At 36.8% G+C, this 24,279-nt stretch carries 8 protein-coding genes; 1 reads left to right on the top strand and 7 read right to left on the bottom strand.

The features are described from left to right. Positions 1–118: 118 nt before the first annotated feature. Entirely contained in the window at positions 119–1,315 is a 1,197-nt protein-coding gene (locus tag AP058_RS14110; RefSeq protein WP_066312256.1) for an aminopeptidase C, read from the top strand. Between the two features lie 103 nt (positions 1,316–1,418). Here AP058_RS14110 and AP058_RS14105 read toward each other — a convergent pair whose 3' ends face one another. The 7 genes from AP058_RS14105 to AP058_RS14075 all read right to left on the bottom strand — a co-directional run bounded on the left by AP058_RS14105 (position 1,419) and on the right by AP058_RS14075 (position 24,179). Next, positions 1,419–1,958, bottom strand: a complete 540-nt coding sequence (locus tag AP058_RS14105) for a GNAT family N-acetyltransferase (RefSeq protein ID WP_066312254.1) — start codon at positions 1,956–1,958, stop codon at positions 1,419–1,421. Further along, positions 1,951–2,427 carry a GNAT family N-acetyltransferase gene (locus AP058_RS14100; RefSeq protein WP_066312250.1) on the bottom strand — a complete coding sequence of 159 codons (477 nt, stop codon included), beginning with the start codon at positions 2,425–2,427 and terminating at the stop codon, positions 1,951–1,953. Before AP058_RS14100 ends, AP058_RS14105 begins: the two co-directional genes overlap by 8 nt. After that, on the bottom strand, positions 2,424–3,413 hold the full coding sequence (locus AP058_RS14095; RefSeq protein ID WP_066312249.1) for a DUF4837 family protein: 990 nt from the start codon (positions 3,411–3,413) through the stop codon (positions 2,424–2,426). Before AP058_RS14095 ends, AP058_RS14100 begins: the two co-directional genes overlap by 4 nt. A 46-nt stretch (positions 3,414–3,459) precedes the next feature. Next, positions 3,460–5,286 carry a LysM peptidoglycan-binding domain-containing protein gene (locus AP058_RS14090; protein ID WP_066312246.1) on the bottom strand — a complete coding sequence of 609 codons (1,827 nt, stop codon included), beginning with the start codon at positions 5,284–5,286 and terminating at the stop codon, positions 3,460–3,462. 105 nt (positions 5,287–5,391) lie between these two features. Then, the gene (gene pgk / locus AP058_RS14085; protein WP_066312244.1) at positions 5,392–6,579 is read right to left on the bottom strand and encodes a phosphoglycerate kinase; all 1,188 of its coding nucleotides are present in this window, start codon (positions 6,577–6,579) and stop codon (positions 5,392–5,394) included. Between the two features lie 472 nt (positions 6,580–7,051). After that, positions 7,052–8,020 carry a type IX secretion system membrane protein PorP/SprF gene (locus AP058_RS14080; protein WP_066312241.1) on the bottom strand — a complete coding sequence of 323 codons (969 nt, stop codon included), beginning with the start codon at positions 8,018–8,020 and terminating at the stop codon, positions 7,052–7,054. 43 nt (positions 8,021–8,063) lie between these two features. Next, positions 8,064–24,179 (bottom strand): T9SS type B sorting domain-containing protein, encoded by a 16,116-nt coding sequence (locus tag AP058_RS14075; protein ID WP_066312239.1) that lies wholly within the window; start codon positions 24,177–24,179, stop codon positions 8,064–8,066. Positions 24,180–24,279: the final 100 nt, after the last annotated feature.

The following is a 24,279-nucleotide window of genomic DNA, read 5'->3' as shown; positions in this document are numbered from 1 at the left end:
GCAATCTGCTTGTGATTCAATAATTTGTTAAAAGACTAAATTTTTTGGTTTGTTTTTGATTATTTTGCAACACTAATTCATTTATGCTTACTAACTCAACTATTATTAAATTATTACTATGAAAAAAAATCTAATCCAATCGTTTGGTGTTGCCACCTTGTTTTTTGCGGGATTAAGTGTGGTGTCTGCCCAAGACATTTTGGTCAATTCACTGAAGTTAAATGCCAGCGAGAATAGCAAAAGCAGCTTCAAATTTACCGAGCAAATTAACTTAGGAACTACTGCTGTAAAAAGCCAAGGATCTTCGGGAACCTGTTGGAGCTACGCCACCAATTCGTATTTGGAGTCGGAAATGATTCGTATGGGCAAACAACCAGTTGAATTGTCTCAACTTTTTTCTGCACGCAACGTCTATGTGGATAAAGGAGCAAACTATGTGAGAATGCACGGAGCTGTTTCTTTAGGAGAAGGTGGAGAAACGCACGACGTAATAAACATGTTTCGTAAATACGGAGCCGTACCTAGAGAGGTCTACACTGGTCTAAATTATGGAACAGATAAAAACCAACTGGGCGAAATGTCTGCGATGCTAGAAGGTGTTTTAAATGCGGTTGTTAAAAATCCGAATGGAAGTTTAACTCCCAACTGGCAAAAAGCATACGCCGCAGTAATTGACTCGTATTTGGGTCAGGTTCCAGAAAAATTTAATTTTAAAGGTAAAGAATACACTCCAAAGACTTTTGCAAAAGAAGTAGTAGGCATAAATCCAGACGAATATGTAGAACTATCTTCGTTTACCAATGCACCTTACTATCAAAAAACAATGTTAATGGTTCCTGATAACTGGTCGTTTGATCAAGTATACAACGTAAAAATGAATGAGATGACCGACGTAATTGACAATGCTTTGAAAAAAGGGTATACAGTAGCGTGGTCGACAGATGTGAGCGAAAAAAGCTTTAGCTGGAAAAATGGTGTAGCGTATGTGCCAACCAAGAAATACCAAGATATGAGCGAAGAGGAGAAAAAAGAAATGTTTAACGGTCCAAAAACAGAACTAGACATTACTCCAGAATTGCGTCAAGAAGCGTTTGACAATTATGAAACTACAGACGATCACGCAATGCACATTATCGGTTTGGCCAAAGATCAATCGGGTAAAGACTATTATATCGTTAAGAACTCTTGGGGCGCAACCAATGATTACAAAGGTTATCTTTTTGTAACTAAGAATTTCGTAAAATATAAGACGACTTCTTTCTTAGTGAACAAAAATGCAATTCCAGCAGATATTGCTAAAAAAATAGGAGTATAATACGCTTCAACTCTTAAAAAAAAAGTGGGTATTTAGAATTCTAACTACCCACTTTTTTTATGCTTATTTTTAAGTTCTGCTTACAGAAACGCGATACGTTTCATCAATCGGATGCTAATTTTGCGTATCCGTAATTATCTGACCATCCCGATTTTAACGGCAAAAGTTGTCGGGTATGTGCTTCTCTACGCATTCCTGCTTTCTCTAAAACCTGTATTGAACCCAAATTCGCTACAGCACAGCCCGCTTCGATTCGGTGGAGTCTTAGCTCCTCAAAACCAAAAAGCAATAGTTCTTTCAACGCTTCTGTCGCGTAGCCTTTGTTCCAAAACTTTGGATCAAATTTAAACCAAACTTCAGCATTTTTGTACTTGGCTTTTCCAAGCGAGATTCCAATTAAACCAATGAATTGATGATCCGTATTCAACTCAACCGCAAAGGTAAACCGCTGCGTGTTTTGAGTATCATGTTCTTTAAGCCAACTTTGGAGAATTGATTCGGTTTCTTGTAAATTTTCAGGAATACCTACTGTGTTGTATTGGTCGACCTCTTCTAACGAATGCAGATAATGTACCTGCAGGAGATCTTTTTCGACAATAGCCCTCAACGTTAAGCGTCCGCTATCGATCTTGTACTTATTCATTTGTACTGTTTTTTAGCACTGGCAGCAATTGCATCTCAATATGCGGAATGTCATCTTCTAAATACATTTCGCTAGTTTGTATAAAGCCGTGCGATTCGTAAAACTTTTTAAGATACAATTGTGCACCGATGGTTATTGCTGTTTTATTATAATGCAGTCTTATGCCATCAATAGCCTGCTGCATTAACGCGTGACCCCACTTTCTATGACGGTATTTTGGACTAACCACTACTCGACCAATCGATGCATTTTCAAAACTAATTTTGGCATCAAACAAACGGGCATGCGCCACGATTTCACTATCACAAACACCAATTAGGTGCAACGCTTTTTTATCTTTACCGTCTAAGTCAAGATAGACGCAATTTTGCTCCACCACAAAGACTTCACTGCGTAATTGTAGCGTGTCATATAATTCGGATACCGTTAACTCCTGAAAAGGCTTTATTTTCCATTCTACTTGATTCATTCTTCTGCTTTTTGTCGCGGTTGCACTTGCACCGATTTGATAATAGATTCTAAATACAACATTAAATCTCGTTCTTCATTAGACGGTGCATAACAAAAACCCTCAACAACCAAAACTCGATTGTACGTTTCATCTATAATAGCATAATTGATAAAAGGTCCCATCATAAAATCGTTTTGCAATTCCCATGTTCCTTTGGTTTCAAATGCTTTCTTACCATCTAGAAGAATGGTAGAAAAATAGGGAGCATAAGAATCGTCTGTTACCATTGGTGTATCCGGCTCTTTTCCTTTTACATGCAGGCCAACAGAATCTCTAATTTTTACAATTTGATTGGCAATATCCTTTGAAGGATCAAATGAATGTAGTGGAATTTGGTACAGCAACAAACTGATATTTCCGCCTACTACTTCTTTTTTAAGCCAAATAAAGTTGCGTTCATGCAAGGCATATTTAAAACCTGTTGGGATTTTTAAATCGATATGAAATTTGTTTTTGATAACCGTCGGATCGAGTAATGACTTCGCATTTTGTTGCTGGCATTCCTCGAGTTCGGTTTTATGAATTTGTTGAATGATGCTTGCTGCGTTAATTTCGATCGACTGGATAATATCAGCAATAGATTTGCCGCTAATGCGAAATACATTTTGAGGAGAGGTATATTGATTTCTTTTGACTTCAAATTTATTAAAATCTTCTTTTTTAACAATAATCACATTGCGGCCATCGGTCATGTAGCCTTCTAGTAATTTTGCCGAATATTGATTGATGGTAAACAGAGGTTCCTCTTTGGTAAGGCCAACAACGGGCGAAGCAAATTTATTTCGAATCGTATCTCCGACTTCTCCGTACCACAATTGGTCGTCAATGATAACCGATATAGCATTGGTTTTATTGGCTTCTTTACTCTTATTTTTATCGTTCTTTTTAAAACAAGAAATACAGAGGACCGCCGAAATTAGGATAAAAAAAATGGCTTTATTCATTTTTACTATTATGAAATAAAGCCAAATTTAATGTATTTTTTTTGGACTAACTGCTAATCTTAAGTTTCATTCCGGGTTTTAAATCCTTGGCTTCGATGCCATCATTTAACTGCTTAATATCTGAAACCGAAATTCCAGGGTATTTTTTAGCTATGCTGTACAACGAATCTCCTTTTTGAACTTGGTAATTTATTGTAGATTCTTTACTACTTGTCGCATGTCTTTTAAATTCACTTACGGTAGCGTTGTTCGAAACGATACTAGTTTTCGTTTTTACAACCACCATTTCTTCTGGAACTGCTAAAGAAACAATTAGACTTTTTCCTGCCGTGATTTTAGAATCTTTTAATGCATTCCATTCTTGCAAATCAGCAATTGCAACATTCTTTGTTTTAGCAATACTTTCTAAATTGTCGCCCACTTGAATGGTATATAAAACTGGATCTTTTGTCGATTTGTTTTTATCTACCTGAACCTCGGCCACTACTTCTTCCACACGTTTTTTATCAATTTTCGAAGCGTTTTTTACTTTCACTTCTTTTGGCTGAACAACCTCAACTGGAACTTCTTTGTACAATTTTAAAGTTGCACCAGCAGCAATACGATTCGTATTTAATTTATTCCAACTTTTTAGCTCTACTACAGAAACATCAAACTTATCTGCTATTGCTCCTAAATTATCGCCACTTTTAATTTTATAATAACTAATAGAACCGTTGGTACTGGTTTTAATTTCAGCTTTGGCAATAGCTGTTCGCTGGTTGTTAAATTCTGGATTATTTTTATGGTCTAAATACGCGTAAATCTTTGGTTCATTGGCCGTAAAAACTGCAATTTTATCCAAAGGCAAACGAAGAAAGTGTGGTTCGTTTGCGTAGTATGGAATCACTTTCAATTTATACGAAGGGTTTAATAATTCAATTTGCTTTTGCGGAACATCTAGTAAATCGGCTACGTCTTGAAAACTCATTTTTTGACGTACTTGAACCGTATCGGTTTCAAAATGTTGTACGACTGCTTCCTGCGGAACGATGCCGTGCTCCTTGCGGAACTCATACAAATACATCGTTGCTAAAAAAGCGGGTACATAGCCTTGCGTTTCTTTAGGCAAGTGTTTTTTAATTTCCCAATAACTTTGTTTTCCGCCCGAACGACGAATTGCTTTAGAAACATTTCCTGGACCTGAATTGTATGAGGCTAGAACCAGATCCCAATCGCCAAAAATTTTATACATTTTTGCCATATAATCGGCTGCGGCTTGACTGGATTTTAGCGGATCGCTACGTTCGTCGATGTACGAATCTATTTTTAAATTGTATTGCTTACCGGTGTGGTACATGAATTGCCACAATCCTGTAGCTCCCATTTTTGACACCGCTTTCGGATTAAGCGCCGATTCGACAACGGCCAAATATTTTATTTCTAAAGGAACATTTTGTTTGGCAAACGCTTCCTCAAATAAAGGAAAATAATAATCTGACAAGGCCATCAAGCGGCCAAATGACTTGCGTCGGTATTTTAAATATGATTTTATGGTTTTTTCGAGGCTTTCATTGTATTCGATATTGAAAGGCGACTTTTGATTCATTACTTGCAACCGTTCTTTGAGTAAAGCGGTTGGTAATTCGACATCCAGATCGGTATCGATTACAACTTCTTCGAAGCTTACATTTTTCTCTTCATATAAATCAGAACTGGTCAATTCATTGATCCATAAACTATCGACACAAGTCGTCATTTTATCGGTAACAAAGGAGTTTTTGACTTGCTCTAAATACGAAAGATTTGAAGGGGTATTTGTTTGATTATCTTGGGCAAATAAGGCAAAAGAACACAAACAAAAAAACGAAAGTGTGGTATTTTTTACTAACATAGATTAATTTCAACAGGGGCTTTTGAAAAAGCAAGATAAACTTTTTTTACAAACTTAGCCTGTTGAAATTAAAATAATGTTTAAACTATGTTAAATATCAGTTAGTTAGTCTAAAATTGCTGCAATGCCAGGTAGCACTTTTCCTTCTAACATTTCTAACATGGCACCTCCACCAGTCGATACATAACTTACTTTATCTTCAAAACCAAACTGTTTTACAGCGGCCACAGAATCTCCCCCACCTACTAAAGAAAAGGCTCCGTTTTCAGTTGCTTCTGCAATAAATTCACCTAAAGCAATAGTACCTTTTGCGAAACTTTCCATTTCAAAAACACCCAAAGGACCGTTCCATAAAATAGTTTTTGATTCTAATAGTACTTTCTTGAAATTTTCTAATGATTTTGGTCCAGCATCTAAACCTTCCCAACCATCAGGAATCGCCATTACATCTACAATTTGACTATTAGCTGTGTTTGAGAAATCATCTGCAGCAACTACATCAACTGGAATGTGAATTTGAACTCCTTTTTCTTTCGCTAAACGTAAAATCTCCAAGGCTAGTTCTAATTTGTCATCTTCGCAAATCGAGTTCCCTACCTTTCCTCCTTGTGCTTTTACAAAGGTAAAGGTCATTCCACCACCAATAATCATGTGGTCTACTTTGTCTAAAATATTCTCGATCACTGTAATTTTAGAAGAAACTTTCGAGCCTCCCAAAACTGCCGTTACTGGTTTTTGACTGTTTTTTAATACTTTATTCAAGCTTTCAATTTCTTTGGCCAATAGCAATCCGAAACATTTTGCTATTGGAAAGAATTGTGCAATAATTGTAGTTGAAGCGTGCGCTCTGTGTGCCGTTCCAAAAGCATCATTTACATAAATGTCTCCCAAAGAAGCCAACTCTTTTGCAAAAGCAACATCTCCCGCTTCTTCCTCTGCATGAAAACGTAAATTTTCTAACAATAAAACTTCACCTGGCTTTAAATTGGCTGCCGCATTTTTCGCTTCTTCACCAATACAATCCGCTGCAAATTGGACAGGAACTCCCAAAATATCGCTAGTTGTTTTTAAAATGTGGTGTAAAGAATATTTTTCTTCTACTCCTTTTGGACGTCCTAAGTGCGACATTAAAATTACACTTCCGCCATCGGCAAGGATTTTATCAATAGTTGGTTTAGCTGCATCGATACGAGTGGTATCGGTTACCTTAAAATTATCATCCAAAGGCACATTAAAATCAACACGGATAATGGCTTTTTTATCTGCAAAATTAAAATCGTTTATCGTTTTCATACTTTATCGTTTTTTATATTTTTTGAAAGTACCACAAATATAGCATTTTAGAGCAAGTTATAAATTGGACACTTTCAGAAAATAGCATCTAAATTTTACGAAAACGTTGTAAAAAAGTAAGAATTATTGTTTGAAGGGAGAAAGTAAGTGTACGAAAACGCATCCGTAGCCTCATCTCTAATTTTTTAGCAAATACTGACTTCTTTGCTACTTTGTTTTCATGCACTATCCATGCACTATCTATGCTTTATCCATACACTGGCTATGCAGTAACCTAAACTCCGTTCTCGTCCGTACTAATTTGCTTTTTTAGAGATGTATTTCCTTCTTTTCGGGATAAATATTCTGCTGAAATCCACTTCGTAGTAGAGTCCCAAACTTTAAATAAACGATTTTTTCTAGTGCTTCTTTTTAAGACAAAAAAAAGCGGTTAATTTCTTAACCGCTTTTAAACTATTACAAATTATTAAAATTAATCGTGAACTGGCCCTTGCGTACACGGACAGTTACTTATCGACTGTAAGAAATCAAAACCTAATGTAATCATGTGCGTACCACTATTGTACGACACAAAATCATTGACCGTTACTTGATACGAATACCCAAAATAGAATTTAGATTTCGCAAAACCAACCATTGGACCTACATTAAGCGGTTTCATGGGTTGATCATTTAAGAAACGATACGACGCCCCTATCCAATAATAATCATCGTAGCGGTTGAACTTTCGGTACTTAAAGTTGATGTCAGTACTTGAACGACCGTCGCTTGCAAAATACTGAATGTATGCAGAGGGTTCGAACTCATCATAATTTTGACCTTTGATGATTAATCCCGTATACAATTGATAATTCTGAAGCAAATTTGGTTCAATACCCGAAAACTTATCAATGTCTTTAGTTAAAATATTACTGGCAGTTAAGGCAGCATAAAATCCTTTATTACGATACAAAGCACTCACATCAAAGTTATTGTTTGAGGTATACCGGTTGTTGGTAATTGCTGGATCAAGTACTGGATTTTCGTAATTTGGATCAAACTCATTAATATCAATCTTAAAACTATTGAAGTTATACGAAAGACCAAACGACAAATATTGTTTGGAATAGTAATCTAAAACCAAGTGATGTGCAAACGAAACTTTGGCTCCCGTTTGGCGGGTGTATCCGTTTTTATCATTGTAAAAGGACAGTCCAACTCCCGAACGATCTAACACTCTAAAATCGGCAAAAACGGACTGGTTTTCGGGTGCATCTTTGACACCAACCCATTGCGTCAACCCATTTACACGTATTCTAAGATTATCGCCAATACCAGCATAAGCAGGCGACACCACAAATGGATTGTCTGCAAGATATTGCGTAAACGTAGGTAAATTTAACTCTTGGCCGTAACCGTAACTAGCGGCCAAGAGTAATAGTGCTAAAAATCTTTTTTTCATGGTATTCTTTTTAATAGACAACAGTCGATTTGGGAATTAAAAGTTATCTGTATAATGTAAAGTGACCTACGAATTCGCGATCGTCTTTTGGGTTGTTTAATTTAACAACATACCAGTAATCTCCTGTTGGTAATGCTGCTCCTTTGTACGTTCCATCCCATTTTTGTCCGAAACGGTATTTAGCAATTTCACGTCCGTAACGGTCGAAAATCGTATATACTAAATCAGTGTAATTGATTGAGCATCCAGGTCCCCAAGTATCTTGGTTTCCATCACCATTTGGCGTGAAATAATTAGGAATACACACATCAACATAATCAAATTGTCTTGAAGCTGTTGCAGTACATCCGTTTTTGTCTCTCACAGTTACCGTGTACACGTCTGATTTATAATAAACGTAATTTGAACTGCTTGTAAATGACTCTGAATTAAAGCTGTACTCATACTCTCCACTTCCACCTGTAGCAGTAGCCACAATTTGGTTTAATTGACCATCACTTAATGTAAGCGTTAATGGAGCAACTGCAATCACTTCAAATTCAATTGTACGTTTTTCACAACCATTACTGTGTCTTGCTATTACAAAATGTTTACCTGGGGCAACATTTGTAAATATACCACTTGGTTGGAAAACGCCTGCACCGTCTAAATCATAATCTACATCTGCTGGATCATTACTATCATCAATTGTAATCGTTACAACATTTGCAGACGCATTGTTAACACAGTCGTATGTAACCACTGCTTTAGGATTTAGTATTACTGCCGCCTCAAATTCAATTTCTACTTCAGTAGTACAGTTTAAAGCATCTTTAACATAAACTGTATGTTTACCCCCAGATAATCCGGTAAAGTCATAAGGAAGAGTAGTTACTGTTGTATACACTCCTTTGAAATTATCCAAACTAATTTGGTATGGAGCAGTTCCTCCTTCAATATCAATACTAAATGCTCCATCGTTATCACCTTGACAAACTTCCTCTCTAATAGAATTAGGTATAATTGTAGCGATTAAGTCGTCTGGCTCTGTGATTGTGATGTTTTTAAGTGAAACAAAACAGCCGTTCTCATCTGTAACTAATACTTCATAGTTGCCCGCTCTCAAATTATCAAAGACATGTCCAGTAGCACTATTGCCTTCAAAAAATTGATTTAAATTCGGAGAAATTGCGTACGAAATAGCACCTGTTCCTCCAGAAGCATCGATTGTAATTTTACCATCTTTGTTTGAGTTACACGTAACATTCGTAATAAGCGGCGTAACAGTCAATGCTAGCAACGGTTCAGCAATTGTAACTACACCGCTATCGAATTGACAATCTCCACTGTCTACACGAACGATGTACGTGCCTGCAAGAAGCAAATCAAAATAACCAGTTGATTGTGTAGGTCTAATTGCAACTTTACTAGCATCTAATAAAGTGTACAAATAGTTTCCTAAACCACCCACAGCACTCGCGTCTATAACTCCTGACGCAGAACCTGTACATTTAACGTCTGCATTACTTAAATCTAAATTAAGATCTAAAGGCGTTAATGCATTTATAGTTACATTGTTTGAGATAAAACTCACACAATTATTTGCATCTCTAACATAATACTGGTGATCTCCTAAGCCCACAGAAAAAGTTACTTCAGAAACAAAAGAACCTGAAACTATTACAAAATTTTGATCTTCACTGTATTCATATGGTCCTTTTCCGCCAGTAGCGCTTAACGTTAATGTTGCCTGTGTCAGACAAGTCACTCCAGTTTCAAGAGATAATGTTGGCTCTACCTTAGTTGGTTCTCCAATTACAATATTCGCTGTAGGTTGTGACACACAATTTAAACCATCAACAACAGTTACGCTGTACGTTCCAGCACCTAAACCTGAAAATACAGGACTACTTTGTGGTGTAGAAGAAAACATCGGATTAGCTGACACATAATTTAAAATGTAAGCATAATTTGTCCCTTGACCTCCCGTTGGAAGAGCGACAACTATTTCTCCATCGAAAGATCCGTTACAAGCTAGCGTAGTTGCGGTAGCACTTGCCGTAACCACAATTGGATCTGGATTTTTTAGAATAACTGTTTCTGTATCAATACAGCCACCTGCATCTTTAACATTTACTGTATACGTTCCTGGAATCAAGTTTTCAAAATAGAACTGATCAGAATAAGGAACACTTACAGGACCTACCAACTCGTATTGGTAAATACCTGACCATCCGCCATCTGCCGTTACTGAAATTGTTCCATCATCGCCTGGATCGCAAGTTATAGGCGTAGCTGTTACAAAAATTTCCAATTCCGCTGTAGGCCCTGCAATTGTAAAGTTTGTTTCGACCTCACAACTTGGAGTATTTACTAATTTAGCTTTTACATTATAAACTCCTGCTGGTAAATTCGGAATCGTAATTGAAACTCCTGCTGTTGTTTGTACTGGAGTACTACCATTTGGTCCCGTAATAGTATATTCAAAAGGTCCTGCATCATCAGTAGGATCCGTTTGATTGTCAACAAAAGTCAATACTGCACTTCCGGTAGCTGAACCATAACAAATAACATTTTGAACGTTGCTTGCTACAATATTAAATGTGTTGGGTTCATTTACATAATGAATCGCTTTTATGCTACATCCTGTGATAGGATTTGCAACAGTAATTGCATAACTACCAACAGTTAAATTTGTGAATATACCGTTAGTATTTGTTTGCGTTGGATATGCAATTGCATTAGTTGCTGTTCCTTCAATTGTGTAATCAAGAGGAACTGCTGCACCGCTTGTAAAGACAACATTAACCTGAATATCTTCGGTATCAATACATGTAATTGCTTTGGTTACTGTGATATTCTCTGTTGTAGCAAAATCAATTCCTACAAATGCATTGATCGTTGCGGTAGTAGTACCTAAACATCCTTTATCATCGTATACATTGATTAGATAAGTACCTCCTAGTAAATCAGTTTCTCTATAAATAGGATTATCACCTCTTTGAACTGGGATAGGATTTCCATTTCTTAAAAATTCATATACCGTATAAACGTTTGAACCTCCAGTTGGCAATGGTACACTAATGGTCGCATCATTAGTTCCGTTTCCTGTTGCACAACCGTACTCTGATACAGTTGGTGCTACAACAACTAGTGGAGCTGGTTCAAGTACTGTTTCATTTTTAGACTCTGAACATCCTCTTCCTGAAGTTACTGTTATCGTATAATTTCCTTGCGGAAGATTTTTAAATACGTTTCCAACTAACGTTCCTACATTAGGGCTAATATCGTACGTATAAACCGGATTGTTGTTTACTGTTGTTGTTGCAGTATCCATGTTTACCGTAATAGTTCCATTGCTATCTCCGTTGCAAATTACATCCGTTTTAGCCAAACTAAAATTGATAATTTGATTCGGATTTTCAATGATAACTTCAACCTCTTTTGTACAGTTTGTACCTGTATCTATAACGGTAAAAATATAAGTGTTTGGCGCTAAATTTGTAAATACATTTGATGAAACATAAGGAGCTCCGTCAATACTGTATTCATAACTTGCCACTAATGTCCCTCCAGAAGCCGTCAAGGTTACTACGCCATCTGCGTCTGTACAAGTTGGAGTAGTAGTAAGTTCGTAAAGTAATTGTAACGGTTCTAATATAGTTACCGTTTCTGTCACCACACATTTGTTGGCGTCTCTAACATAAACAGTATGATTTCCTGTTGTTTGAACAGTTAATATATTGTTGTTCAGTTGCCATGTATTACCGTCTAAACAGTATTCATATGGGGCTACACCCGATGCTCCTACAGCAGTGATTGTATAAGGACTAGCACATTGGCTAGTGGTTGCAGTTACAGTTGGCATTGGATCTTCAACAATCACTATTGGCATAGAAACTTCACAACCGTGAGCGTCTTTTGCCCAAAGTGTCCAAGTGAATGCAGGATCTAAAATCGCTGTATCATAAACATCATATACTTTTGTATCTCCAGCTTTTACAAAAGCATAAGTATATCCCGGTGTACCATCAAAAGCCGTTGCTTTTATTTCAAAACCTCTATTACAATTGGCATTTTTAATTGTCACATAATTAACATCTAAAACAACAGGTTCTTCTACTTCTATACTAACAGTAGCCTCACATAGAGTGGTATTGTCTACCACTTTTATTCCGTAAGTACCTGCTATAAGATTGGTTAATTCAATTGTGTCCGTTCCTACTACAGTTGTGGTACCTCCTGTTGGTCCAGTATAAGTCGCAGTAAATCCTGTCGCTCCAAAATCAGAAACTTTAAAAGTAATTTTTCCGTTCGCTTCACCCTTACAAGCAACACCTACTACTTCTCCACTAACGGCTATTTTAATACCATCGTCTACAGTGGTAAGTTCTTGGTACGAACAACCATTAGCATCTGTTACTTTAAAAGTATAATCACCAGCAAGTAATCCTGCGAAAATCGCTGGGTCAGCAGCTCCGGTTGTATTAACTACAGTAGGAGTCGCTAGCGGTACACCATCAATTTCAATAATTTCAAATTTCAACGCGCCAACTCCGTTTGTAGCCGTTACTGTAACCGTACTCGTTTGATCTACAATTGGAGAACAAAGAATTGGTGTAGCATCAAAAGCTAAATCTGTTGGTTTGTTTAAAGGATCAACAGTTATTGTTTTAGGCGCTGTCTCACAACCATTAGCATCTTTTACCGTATAAATTATCGTTTGGATTGCTCCATCGTCATTGACAGAAAATGTATTATCACTATCATACCCTATTGAGTTGAAGTTGTAATAATAACCTGTTAAAACTCCCGTAGGTGTTCCACCAGCTCCAACAACGGTAATTACTGTCTCACTACTACAAGTAGTATTAATTGACTGTGTTGCTGTTGTAGTTAATAATGGTGGATTATTAATTACTTGCGTTGCCGCCACAGAACTACATCCTTTAGCATCGGTAACAACCACACTATAAGAACCTGCTACTAAACCAGTATAAATTCCTGATGAATCACCGGTGTTATTAGTTGCTCCTGATAATACAAAAGTATAAGGTGCCACTCCTTTTGACAAGTCAACATTTACTGTCAATGTTGCCGTTCCACCAAAACATTCTATTGGTGAACTAATAACAGTTGAAGCAATTGCTGGATTTATTGGAATAGTAACTTCAAATGGGTCACTTTGCACCGTACAATTGTTTGCATCGGTAACTTGGAAAACATATGTTCCAATAGTGCTATTCGTATAAGGCGAAGTAATTGTTGCAAACGGTGCACTATTAATACTTACTGCAAAGGTATAACTTGCATTATTCCCATCAGTAGCACTAAAAGTAAATTCACCAGCAGTTGTTGCTGCAGGAGCGCAAGTAAGATCCTTAACTTGAGTAACCGCTAATTGTAACGGTTTGTATACAGTAATTGTGGTAGCGCTAGTTGCAATACAACCATTGCCATCCTTAACAGTAACCGTATAAGCTTGTGATGCTCCCGTTGGTGCAGGAACTGTAAACGTATACGTCGTACCTGTACTAGTAAAGAAATCAGTTCCGTTGATGCTAAAACTTAGTGGTAAAACACCCGTTCCTGTAGCTACAAAAGTATAATTTCCTGATGCAGTACATTGGTTTGAGGCTAATGTTGGAACCGAAACTGTTGGTGTATCATCTTTAGTAATCGTAATAGGTATCATTGCTGTACATAGATTTGCATCTTGTACGTGTACCTCAACAGCCCAAGTCATTCCTAAAGGTGTTGCTATCCCATTTGTTAATGTTGACGTATCTATAGTAGTAACATCAGAGAAAATTATAGCTCCAGAAAATCCTGGTGGAACAATAGCATATTTGTAATTCGGAGTACCTCCTAACGGTGACATCGTAATTTGAGAAATAGGTTTATCACAACTCACATTACTTGGTACAGCATTTATAGACAAATCTAAATCTGGTTGAGTGATAGTAACCGATTTTGTTATTTCACAAGTTGTTGTATTGTCTCTTATAGTAACATCATAAGTACCAATCGCTAAATCCTCTAAAGTAATTACATCACCCAATTTACTTGATATTACTGGTAACCCAACTGGATTTGTTGCTACAGCAAAAGTAAAAGCACCTGGAGCGGTTGTTGAACTTGCCGTAAAAGTAGCTTTTCCTGTAGCTCCGCCTTTGCATTTTACATTAGATACAACATTTGGCACTAATTGAAGCGCTGGCAATTTTTGTACTGTATATAATTCTTCATCAGTACTACATCCTTTGCTGTCGGTAACTCTAAACATATAATCACCTGCTAACAATCCTAAATAAGTTCCAGTAGTATCTCCCGTGTTATTAGGGAAAGATGGACCAGAAACCAAGGTATAAGTAACGGTACCAATACCGTTAGAATAATTAATTTTGACATCTCTTGTCAATGCAGGACAAGTCATTTGAGTAGGCACAAATCCAGTAATTTTTGGAGGATCTAATGCATCAATAACTATAGGAATCATAGCTGTTGTACAGCCATTACTATCTTTTACAATGATTTCATAAGTTCCTGCTGCAGTTGTTTTACGAATATTATTAGAGGAATAACTGCCTCCATTATCAAAACTATAAAGAAAATCATTTGTACCACCTGATGTAGTAACCGTAATCGTTGCCTCTATAGGATCATTTCCTCCTCCACACCTCATTTGATCTACCACAATTGTTAGTGTCGCAATTGGCGTTGGATCTGTTACAGTAACCTTAATTGTTTCAACACAATCATTAGCATCTTTTATATAATAGGTTACTTCACCTTCTGCTGCTGTTTGATTAAATTCATTATTAGTTTCAGTTGGTAATGTAGGAGCAGCTCCTTTTTGATAAGTATAAGTTCCTGTTCCTCCTGTCGCATTAATTACTACAGTTGTGGCTTGACCCACACATAAAGGAATACCTGCTGCTGCTGTAGGAACAATTGGTACTAATGCATCAATTGTAGCGGTAGTTGTAGCCGTACACGTACCATCAGATACTTCAAAAGTATAATTTCCATCTGCTAAATCAGTAAAGATTCCTGTTGCTGCTCCAGTTGAATTTATAGTAGGACCAGCTGTAATAGAATAAGTATAAGTCGCTGGAAGAACGGTATTACCGCCATCCGCTTTCACAGTGATTCCACCATTAGGAGCTGCTGTCTTACAATCTACTTTCTTAATTGCAATAGGATTAAGTGTTAATTGCTCTTTAACCGTAAATGGCGCCGAAGCAATACAGCCATACCCGTCTTTGATATTCAGTGTGTAAGTACCTGGTGTCAGATTAAATACATTATTATTTGAATACCCACCTATAATCGCACCTTGATTTACGCTGTACGTAACTGGTAAAATTGTTGTAGCATCTGCTGTAACAGTTACAGCGATGGCTGTTCCTGTATAACATAATGAAGCCGGTGTAATAGCTGCAATTGCAGGCGCTATTTCTGGATCAACAGTTACTGGAGTACTTTGAATACATCCATAAGCATCTTTAGCATATACAATATAATTACCTGTTACACTTGTTTTATAAGTAGTGCTATCAATCCATAATAAACTTGAACCTGTAGGAGGAGTCGCTGTAGCCAATAAATACTGGTACTTATATGGTCCAGTACCTCTTTGGGCACTAGCCGTAATCACTCCGGAATTAGCATTACAGTTAACTTTTTTAGTGTTCGAAGCTGTAACGGTTAGTAATTCTAAAGATTCTGTGATGTTAAAGTTAGCTGTTGCAACACTACAACCTGCATTTGAGCCGCCTAGATCCTCTTTGATTAATATATAATACGCACCAATTGGTAATGGACCAATATTTACAAACGATATATTTCCGTTTGCAGGTACAGTTTCTATTCCAGTTATTAAAGTTGATGCTTTAGTTGTAGCCTCAAATATTTCGTAAGTAATTGGAGTGCTAACCGCATATGAACTAGTTACACTAAAAGCAACATTCCCGTTTGCATCTCCTTTACAAGCCACGTTATTAAACCCAGAAACAGCTGCTACTAGTGTAGAATTGGATGGAATTGGTGTTGTAGAAGGACTTGTAAAATAGCAACCCGTTATACTATCATAAACCACAAATGAATAGGAAACTCCAGGTGTTAAATCGGTAAACGTAGCATTTTTACTTCCGGTGCTCGATTCTGGCAACCAAACTCCATCTGTAGGATAAACTTGTGGTTGACCCGTATAAATCTGGAAAAAGAAAGGTCCATTACCCGTAATATTAGTTGAAAGTGCTCCCACCGCAACAGTGGCTGAACCACCAGTTGTACAATTGGCCGGAGGCAATACTACCGATATATCAAGATCTTTTACATCCGAAGCCACTTTCAAATCTGCCACAATTGCCGTACAACCATTTGCATCCTTAACGATAACTTGGTAAATCCCTGGATCTACAACATTAAATACGACAGTTCCTCCCGTTTCACCTAATGCTTCATTAATATAAAATTTACCTGTAATAAAATAATCATAAGGAGCTGTTCCTCCAGTTACACCATTGATTGTAACTGAACCTTTAGAAACCCCTAATGCATTACAAGTGATTGGATCTGCAACAGCATCTATTACAATAGCTGTAGGTTCACCAATAGTAATTGTGCTAGTAGTTGCACATCCTCTAGCATCAGTAAGGGTTATCGTGTAAACACCTGCTTTTAGACCAGTTGTTTGTTCCCCATAATCTTTACCCGTTGTATCATTTTTTACATTAATAATGAAAGGAGCTGTTCCGATTGTATTATCGTACGTAACCACAATCTCTGCCGTTTCTTCATCGTGACATAAGATCATTTTGTTGATTGGCTGAACAACAGAAGTTATTACAGGAATAACCGTAGCAGTAACCAATTGCGGATTCGTTTGTACTGGACATCCTTTGCTATCCCTAACAAGGAAACTATAATTTCCAGGAGTTGCAAAAGTTTTTGTAAAAGTAGTAGTCGCTATTCCCGTTACCACTGATCCAACAGTTGCTAGACCATTATAAATTTGGTACGAATACGGTCCTGTTCCGTTTGTTACATTTACTGTAATAGATGCATCAATTGGTGCAACACAAGTGATATCTTTATCTAGGAATGAAGTAGCAAAAATTTGTTTGTCAACCGTATAGTTTACAAAATCATCACAATTATTAGCGTCTACAACTCCCAATTTATAGGTACCCGCTGCAGTAATACTGTAGGTGTTTCCTGTTATAGGTATCCCATTTACAGAATATTTTAAAGTTCCAGTACCAGTGCCTGTAAGTGTAATCGTAAAAGGACTACCACTAAAACATTGTTGTGCAGGAACATTAATTGCAGCCGCAGGATCTTTTACGATTGTAACTGGTGTTGCTAATTGCTTTTCGCATCCGTTAGCGTCTTTTACCCATACATACCAAGTAGGAATTGCCGGATCTAGATCTGTTTTGTTCTTATCTAAAATATAATCTCCCGCAGCAGGATTTCCTGTAGTGTTTATAAAAGCATAACTGTAAGGTGATGTACCACCAGCAGCGGTTACGGTTACAGTCGCTAAAGGAGTATTACAATTCGCATTTTTATTAGATTTTAATGTTAATGTTACAGCCGTTGGCTCAGCAATGGTAAATGTAACATCTTTACTACAACCCGTAACATTATCAAGTACTCTTAAAGTATACGCTCCTTGTACTAATCCCGTTACATCAATGGTCGTATTAGTTGTAGCTCCTATCGGAGTTATTGTTCCTGTTCCAGAAATTAAAGTAGCCGTATAGGTTCCTGTAAATCCTGAAACCGTGATTTTTGCGGAACCTGTAGCGTCTCCATTGCATTCTACATCTATTTGCGATGCTACAACTGCATTTATGTTAACTAGTGATTTTACGGTATAGGATTGTGTATCTGTACAACCGTTGTCATCCGTAACTTTAAACACATAAGTTCCCGCAATAAGATCCTTAAATTCACCTATCGTTGCCGTAGTGGTTCCAGCTGATGGACCAGAAACTAACGTATAAGAAAGTGGTGCAACTCCAGTACCTGCTATTGTGCTAACCTGAACGGTACTTGTGGTACTAGTAAGAGGTGCACAGTAAAGAGTCGTTCCTGTAATTAATGCTAACTTAGGGATGTTAAGAGCAGCAACAGGAACAGTGATGACAGCTGCCAAAGTACACATATTACTATCTTGCACTTGTACCGTTACATTTCCAGCAACTCCAATAGCATAGGTATTTGAGGTATCGAATGCTCCTCCGTTAAAACTATATTTATAAGGACCAGTTCCTGTAGTAGGAACAGTAACTGTAATAATTGCATCTTGAGTTGCATTAAGAGCACCACAAGAAAGCGGTGTAGTTACTTTAGCAGTTGTTACTAATTGAGTTGGTTCAGATAAAGTAATTGACTCGCTAAAAGTACAATTTTTACTGTCTTTCATTACAACATCATAAGTTCCTGCCGTTAAGGCAGTAGCCGTTATACCATTAGCAATAGTAGAAAAAGCAACTACACTTACCCCTTTTTTGATGGAATAAGTAAATGGTGCTAATCCGGTTGGATTCGTGATTGTAATCACTCCATTAGAACCTCCAGAACAACTAATATTAGTTTTTTTACTTACAAAAGTAGGTGCTGTTACAGGTGATATTTCAATAATATTGGAAACCGCAGTACATCCTGCGTTATCCGTAACTCTAATTTGGTAATTACCCGCTTCGTCAACATCAAACGGTGAGTCTACTGGTGTCCAAGGACTTGTTCCGTTAAGTTGTACTTCATAAGAACTATAAGTTTTAGAACCTTCTGATACTACAAAACTAATTATTCCATCACTAATACAATCTAAATCTTTAACACGAGTAGCTAAAATAGTCACCTCTGGTTTTACGATATAGGTTGCCGTTGCCGAACAATTGTTAGCATCTGTTGCTATTATGGTATAAGTTCCACTTGCTTTAATATTATAGTTAGTTCCTGTAATGCCTGTACCATTTACAGTGTACTTATGCGTTCCTGTACCTAAATTAAATAATGTAGATACATCTAGTGGCATTGGTGGTCCTGCAACAAAACATAGTACCGCTGGAGCCGGTGTTTTTGTTGATGGTGATGCATCTCTGGTAATTACTTTATTAAAAGGTCCAGCAATACAACCATTCTGATCCATAACATATACATCCCAATCTAAACTAGTTTGATTAGCACCCGTATTAATAGTAGTATTTGTAATTGCAAAATCTCCTGCTAAAGGTTCTGAAGCTCCTTTTACAACATACGCATATTTGTAATTCTTTATTCCACCAGTGGCAGTAACCTCAATAGTAGACTCCGACTTATTACAACTTACATTTGTTGCAGTAACGGTGTTAATGAGAATTTGTGTTGCAGCAGCAACCACTACTGCATTTGAAGTTTGAGAACAACCCGTTGTTTTATCCGTAACTGTTAAGGTATAGCTACCAGTTCCCAATCCTGTAACTTTAACTTCATTATCTGTCTGCAGAATTTGACCCGCAGGAACAGTTGGACTCAATACATAAGTAAAATTACCTAAACTACTAGGTTCCGTAATGGTAAACGTGGCAGTACCATTTTTAGCATTAAAACATTTTTCGTCTGTTTTTACTCCTGAAACTTTAATTTTAATTCCTTCTGCAATAGTTTTAGACGCTTGTTTGGGACAACCATTAGCATCTTTTATCTCAAAAGTATAATCTCCCGATACTAAACCTGTGAATGTACCATCATTTAATCCACTCACATTTGAAGTTGCAGTTCCTGGTCCAGAAACAATTTTATAAGTAAATGGAGCAACTCCAGTGCCGTTATTTGGTGTTAATGTAACACTAGTTGTAGTAGAACCCGCTTTACAACTTATTGCTGCTGGTGTTGAAAAAGTAATGCCAGTTGGCGGATTGTAAGCTGGTATTGTTATTTTATTATCTTTTGTACAGCCATTAGCATCTTTTACAGAATAAGTAAGATCGTAACCAGTTGCTGTTTTGGTTGCTGTGTAAGTATTTGTGGTTTTATATTCACCACCATCAAAACTATACGTATAATCTGTAGTTACTAATCCTGCACCACCACTTCCAGAAGCAGTAACAACCGTAGATTTAGTACAGGTTTGTACAGGAAGATTTGCAGAAGCTACTATTACTGCAGGATCTACTAATGTAACTTTTTTACTCTTAGTACAACCATTACCATCTTTAACATAAAAAGTATATTCTATTCCAGCTTTCAATCCAGTATAAAGAATAGTATTATCATAAAGAACTCCATCTTTACTATACGTATAAACTCCTGATCCGCCACCTGGTATCAATGTTACAGATCCATTCGAATCACCATTACATTTAGGATTTATATCTGTAGATCCTAAAGTAATAGGATTTAAGGCCGCAATAGTAGCTTCGCTTGTTGTTGTACAATTATTGGCATCAGTAATCTTAAATTTGTAATTACCTGAAACTGCAGTAGAATAGGTAAATATTCTTTCATCAGTAGTTGTAACAGCAGTAGGCTGAACTAATGTCCCTAAATTTGAACCGGAAGTAAGCGTTACCGTAAATGGTGCTTTACCGCCTGTAATTGTTCCTGTAATAACAGCTTCATTAGCTGGTGCCACATCACAATCTAAAGGAGTTGTAACCGGAGTTACCGTAACTAATTTAGCACTAATTGTTTCAGTTAGTACATTCGTTTTACAACCGTAGCTATCGGTAATTTCAAATTCGTACTTTCCTGCATTATTTACAGTATACGTAAGAATGGGTCCAACAAAAGTAACACTTGGATTACTTTTTGTTCCACCATTATATATTGTGGTATAAGTATAAGGACCTACACCTCCAGTTACTTTTATTTTAAATTCTGCTGTAGAATCAAAACACAAATTTGAAGGTTCAAATACAGCAACTGGTGCAACTGCAGCAACCACTTTTACTTCTGCAAGAACCGCAGACTGACATGAATTTAAATCTTTTGCAATAACTGTGTAATCTCCTACTGCTACGTTAGTGAATATTCCAGAATCCTGAAAAGGCTGCACTAATGTTGTACCATTAGCTTCTCGCAATTCATACGCATATCCTGGCGTTCCTCCCTCTGCTTTAGCAGTTATAGTAGCTCCAAAAATACAAGTTGCTTTCGTGGTAACCTCCGCTTTAATTGTTAAAACAGGTGGGTTTTTTATTTCTTGTTTAAGAGGAAAATTACAACTCACGCCTGTATCGTCATAACGAATATTAATGTCATATACTTTACTACCTAAGTTTTGCAAAGTAACACTCCCAGTAGTTGGAGATTTCGCTGGTGAAGGAATTACCGTTATCCAATTACCACCATCAACTTGATATTGAAAACCTTTTACGGGATCAAAATTTTTAGCAGATAAAGTTATTTCTCCATTTTGCTCACCGTTACACTGTACATTTTTGTAACCCGTAATACTAGCTGCGAAAGCTTTACTACCGTCAATAACTAGGGGAAAATTAGCAGTGGTATTACATGATTTTGGCATTTGAGTAACTACTATATCGTCTACTGCAAAATCAATACCGTTAACTTGAGAAAGTTCCAGTCGCAATACAAAATCCAATGTTGTATTATTGCCAGGGTTTACTGTTTTTGTATATTCTACCCAACCGTTTGTTTTGGGAATACCTCCAGTAGATTGAGGAGGCCCTGGCAGCACTACTCCATTCGCATCTTGCAATTCGACAGTAAGTGATGCATCCGGTTGATTATTTCCTATTTTCAATAAATTTGTTGCTACAAATGTTACTTTAACAGGTTGATTGGGAATAATGTCTTTTATGGTCTTTCTATAAAGCACTGCATTATTAGGAATTGCTTCTCCAGCATCTACAGCCAGATATCTTCCATTTGGATCTTTACCCTTACTTGTATTATCTATAGGATTATGCCATCCACTATAGGGATTGTTTTTTAATGAATTCGTTACCGTGTATTCACCATTTCCAAATAATTTATTTCCGTTACATTTTGTTGCTTCTACTTGTCTCTCCCAGCAAAATGCAGCATTAATACCCGGCGAACTGACATCGGGTCCCGAGCCAAATGTTTCTCTCAATAAAACACTCTCCGTAGGAACACTTACCACATTATAACTTACTGTAATCGTATGATCTCCTTGACTAACGTTTTTAAAAATATTAGTAGGGATATTGGTGTTGAGAACTCCATCTAAATAATACTCATATTTAAATTGAGAATTTACGTCGTTCGTTACTGTTACGGTAGTCGTTGCCGTCCCATCACAATTAAAAGCAGGGTTGTCTACTTTAATTGTTGGAGCGCCCGGCTTTTCGGCTAGAATAACTTTATCTAATGGAATCTCACAATTAGCGTCTTTGACGTAAAAAACATGTGTTCCAGGATCAACATAAGCTTCTTTTGAAGTTGTCCACGTTTTCATTCCATCATAACTATATAAGTAAGGATTGGCTCCGGCAATAGGAACCCCACCTTCAGCATTGGTAATTCTAACTTTACCTTGAAGTTCTTTTCCTGCTGGGCCACAACCCGATAATTCTGCTACACCAGCAGACGCGGTTAAGGCTGTCGTTAATCCTATTGAAATAGGAATGTCTGTATCAATGCAATAATTACCCTTGTCACCCTTTCTGTACTGAACCCTTATTATGTAGTTTTCTGGCGCACGATTTGGATATTCAATGTATCCATCAACAGTTATATAATTTTCGTCATTAATTCTAGTTTGAATATTATAACCTTTAGCATCAATTATTGTAACTTTTATTGTACCGTTCGGATTGCTGCAACTACCTTCGGATTTAGTAACGGTATAAATAGGCTTGTCAACAACAGGAACTGTAACCTTTGTGTCAATGAAACATCCATTTGCATCAGTGACACGAATAGTATAAATACCCGATTTTGATGTAATAATACTTTTATTTGTACCATTATTGACAAATGCAGCTCCATCAATACTCACCGAATAGGTATAAGGTTTAGTTCCTCCACTTAAATTTTCTAACAGTATAATACCAGTATCGTTACAAGCCGTTAACTCCTCTGAAATTCTCGCAGAAGCTTTGATAACATTTGGAGCAGCAGCAATAATAACAGTTTTAGAATCTACCATACAGTTTGAACCTACAACAGTGGTCTCAACATTATAAGTACCTGAAGCTAAACCCGTAAATATATACTCCGAAGCTTCTGTTAAGTTAGATGAATCTGTAAAATCTGGTTTTGTAATTTTGTATTTGTATTGTTGTTTAACATCACTAGAAATTACTCTGATACTTCCTAGTGCACCACTGCATTTTGGTGAAATAATTTCTGTAGCTACTGAAAAATCAAGACTTTTAATCTCAAGATTTAAAACTTTGAATTCGCAAGATCCTACAATTTCTTTGATTCTAATAAATGCCGTGTAAACACCTGGTGTGCTCGTTGTAAAAATATTGCTGTTTTGCCATGTTCCAGGAGAACCAGTAGTAGAAAAACTATATTCATACCCACTACCAAATCCTCCAACAGTAATTTTACCGTTAATTGTACAAGCTATGTCGTATTTTACAATATCACTTTTGGTAGTAGCTGTAGGTATTAACGTATTTTGATATACATTAAAAAAATAAACATATTGTGTATCTGTTTTGTCTATTATTTTAACACGAAATTGTCCTGCCGAATTAGCTAAATAATCTTCCCCTATTGCCACTTTTTCCCAACAAGTTACTGCAGCAGATTCATTAGCACAATCACTATTAGAAACCGTTATACAACTTCCTCCAGAAATAAAACGTTCCCAAATAATAGATTTTGCATCTTTTATTCCTGTCTTAATTAACCTCGAATCAGTTCCACCACATAAAAACAATTTGGGTAACAATTTATTGTTATTAGGGCAAACAGCAACCTGACCTGCGTAAGGCAGTTGCGCGTATTTTATCACGGGATTTATGTCGACTGCAGCTACTATTTTTTTTGATATCTTATCGCTCTTTACAAAACTTTTTAAGTTATGCTTTGCAATTGATTGACCTAACAAAGTAGGATCAGTATTCAAGTACGAAGACGTATTTGAATTGTAAGCCACTACATTCTGCGCTACAGAAATAGAACTCTGTATTAGGAATAATACAACTAAAACTGCTTTTAAAATAGTAGGTTTCTTCATGGTATTTTGAGGTTTGATCTGTTTACTCTTTTTAGAGGGGTTTCTAAAAAAGAGCGAACTCGTCCTTAAATGTTATTGTACTACAGTTGCTCTCTTGCGA

This window comes from Flavobacterium sp. TAB 87, assembly GCF_001529295.1.
Taxonomy (GTDB): domain Bacteria; phylum Bacteroidota; class Bacteroidia; order Flavobacteriales; family Flavobacteriaceae; genus Flavobacterium.
The sequence above is the reverse complement of the archived record's forward strand: the minus strand, read 5'-3'. Positions and strand labels throughout refer to the sequence as shown.

What these genes read in the sequence shown, in the direction of transcription:
- AP058_RS14110 (WP_066312256.1), top strand. Translation starts at nt 119, where the DNA reads ATGAAAAAAAATCTAATCCAATCGTTTGGTGTTGCCACCTTGTTTTTT.
- AP058_RS14105 (WP_066312254.1), bottom strand. Translation starts at nt 1,958, where the DNA reads ATGAATAAGTACAAGATCGATAGCGGACGCTTAACGTTGAGGGCTATT.
- AP058_RS14100 (WP_066312250.1), bottom strand. Translation starts at nt 2,427, where the DNA reads ATGAATCAAGTAGAATGGAAAATAAAGCCTTTTCAGGAGTTAACGGTA.
- AP058_RS14095 (WP_066312249.1), bottom strand. Translation starts at nt 3,413, where the DNA reads ATGAATAAAGCCATTTTTTTTATCCTAATTTCGGCGGTCCTCTGTATT.
- AP058_RS14090 (WP_066312246.1), bottom strand. Translation starts at nt 5,286, where the DNA reads ATGTTAGTAAAAAATACCACACTTTCGTTTTTTTGTTTGTGTTCTTTT.
- pgk (WP_066312244.1), bottom strand. Translation starts at nt 6,579, where the DNA reads ATGAAAACGATAAACGATTTTAATTTTGCAGATAAAAAAGCCATTATC.
- AP058_RS14080 (WP_066312241.1), bottom strand. Translation starts at nt 8,020, where the DNA reads ATGAAAAAAAGATTTTTAGCACTATTACTCTTGGCCGCTAGTTACGGT.
- AP058_RS14075 (WP_066312239.1), bottom strand. Translation starts at nt 24,179, where the DNA reads ATGAAGAAACCTACTATTTTAAAAGCAGTTTTAGTTGTATTATTCCTA.